Annotated in this window: 1 rRNA gene; it reads right to left on the minus strand. The window is 51.0% G+C overall.

Going from position 1 to position 2,686, the window contains the following annotated elements:
• Nucleotides 1-2,686: ribosomal RNA gene (locus BIZ38_RS21565) — 23S ribosomal RNA — on the minus strand; the annotation flags it as partial.

Genomic DNA, 2,686 nt, shown 5'->3' on the forward strand with positions numbered 1-2,686 from the left:
CACCACTTCCACATCCTGCCTATCAACGTTGTAGTCTTCAACGGCCCTTCAGAGACTTTAAAAGTCTAGTGAGAACTCATCTCGAGGCCTGCTTCGCGCTTAGATGCTTTCAGCGCTTATCAGTTCCGAACGTAGCTACCGGGCAGTGCCATTGGCATGACAACCCGAACACCAGCGGTTCGTTCACTCCGGTCCTCTCGTACTAGGAGCAACCCCTCTCAATTCTCAAACGCCCACGGCAGATAGGGACCGAACTGTCTCACGACGTTCTAAACCCAGCTCGCGTACCACTTTAAATGGCGAACAGCCATACCCTTGGGACCGACTTCAGCCCCAGGATGTGATGAGCCGACATCGAGGTGCCAAACACCGCCGTCGATATGAACTCTTGGGCGGTATCAGCCTGTTATCCCCGGAGTACCTTTTATCCGTTGAGCGATGGCCCTTCCATTCAGAACCACCGGATCACTATGACCTACTTTCGTACCTGCTCGACGTGTCTGTCTCGCAGTTAAGCTGGCTTCTACCATTACACTAACCGTACGATGTCCGACCGTACTTAGCCAACCTTCGTGCTCCTCCGTTACTCTTTGGGAGGAGACCGCCCCAGTCAAACTACCCACCAGGCACTGTCCGTAACCCCGATCAGGGGCCAACGTTAGAACATCAACACTACAAGGGTGGTATTTCAAGGACGGCTCCACAAAAACTAGCGTTTCTGCTTCAAAGCCTCCCACCTATCCTACACATGTAGGGTCAATGTTCAGTGCCAAGCTGTAGTAAAGGTTCACGGGGTCTTTCCGTCTAGCCGCGGGTACACAGCATCTTCACTGCGATTTCAATTTCACTGAGTCTCGGGTGGAGACAGCGTGGCCATGGTTACACCATTCGTGCAGGTCGGAACTTACCCGACAAGGAATTTCGCTACCTTAGGACCGTTATAGTTACGGCCGCCGTTTACCGGGGCTTCGATCAAGAGCTTCGTCCGAAAACTAACCCCATCAATTAACCTTCCGGCACCGGGCAGGTGTCACACCGTATACGTCATCTTGCGATTTTGCACAGTGCTGTGTTTTTAATAAACAGTCCCAGCCACCTGGTCACTGCGGCTCCCGTCCGCTTAGAGAGCAAGTCTCATCACAGATAGGAGCGTACCTTCTCCCGAAGTTACGGTACAATTTTGCCTAGTTCCTTCACCCGAGTTCTCTCAAGCGCCTTAGTATTCTCTACCTGACCACCTGTGTCGGTTTGGGGTACGATTCGGTATAATCTGAAGCTTAGAGGCTTTTCCTGGAAGTATGGCATCAACAACTTCACCACCTTAGTGGCTCGTCTCGTGTCTCAGTCTTAGCAACCCGGATTTTCCTAAGTCACCAACCTACTCACTTTCACATGGACAACCAACGCCATGCTTGTTTAGCCTGCTCCGTCCCCCCATCGCAATTATACCAAGTACGGGAATATTAACCCGTTTCCCATCGACTACGCCTTTCGGCCTCGCCTTAGGGGTCGACTTACCCTACCCTGATTAACATGGGATAGGAACCCTTGGTCTTCCGGCGTGCGGGTTTTTCACCCGCATTATCGTTACTCATGTCAGCATTCGCACTTCTGATACCTCCAGCAAACCTCCCGGTTCACCTTCAACGGCTTACAGAACGCTCCCCTACCACTCAAACATAGTTTGAATCCGCAGCTTCGGTGCATAGTTTAGCCCCGTTACATCTTCCGCGCAGACCGACTCGACCAGTGAGCTATTACGCTTTCTTTAAAGGATGGCTGCTTCTAAGCCAACCTCCTGGCTGTCTGGGCCTTTCCACATCGTTTCCCACTTAACTATGACTTTGGGACCTTAGCTGGCGGTCTGGGTTGTTTCCCTCTTCACGACGGACGTTAGCACCCGCCGTGTGTCTCCCGGATAGTACTTTACGGTATTCGGAGTTTGCAAAGGGTTGGTAAGTCGGGATGACCCCCTAGCCTTAACAGTGCTCTACCCCCGTAAGTATTCGTCCGAGGCTCTACCTAAATAGATTTCGGGGAGAACCAGCTATCTCCCGGTTTGATTAGCCTTTCACTCCTAGCCACAGGTCATCCCCTAACTTTTCAACGTTAGTGGGTTCGGTCCTCCAGTTGATGTTACTCAACCTTCAACCTGCCCATGGCTAGATCACCGGGTTTCGGGTCTATACCTTGCAACTATACGCCCAGTTAAGACTCGGTTTCCCTACGGCTACCCTAATCGGTTAACCTCGCTACAAAATATAAGTCGCTGACCCATTATACAAAAGGTACGCAGTCACCCTCGAAGGGCTCCTACTGCTTGTACGTACACGGTTTCAGGTTCTATTTCACTCCCCTCACAGGGGTTCTTTTCGCCTTTCCCTCACGGTACTGGTTCACTATCGGTCAGTTGGGAGTATTTAGCCTTAGATGATGGTCCACCTATATTCAGTCAAAGTTTCACGTGCTCCGACCTACTCGATTTCACTTAAGATGCATTTTCGTGTACGGGACTATCACCCTGTATCGTCAAACTTTCCAGAATGTTCCACTAACACATAATAAGCTTAAGGGCTGGTCCGGTTTCGCTCGCCGCTACTTCCGGAATCTCGGTTGATTTCTGTTCCTACGGGTACTTAGATGTTTCAGTTCTCCGCGTTCGCCTCTTACACCTATGTATTCAGTG

The organism is Pseudoalteromonas sp. BZK2, assembly GCF_014349195.1.
Taxonomy (GTDB): Bacteria; Pseudomonadota; Gammaproteobacteria; order Enterobacterales; family Alteromonadaceae; genus Pseudoalteromonas; species Pseudoalteromonas simplex.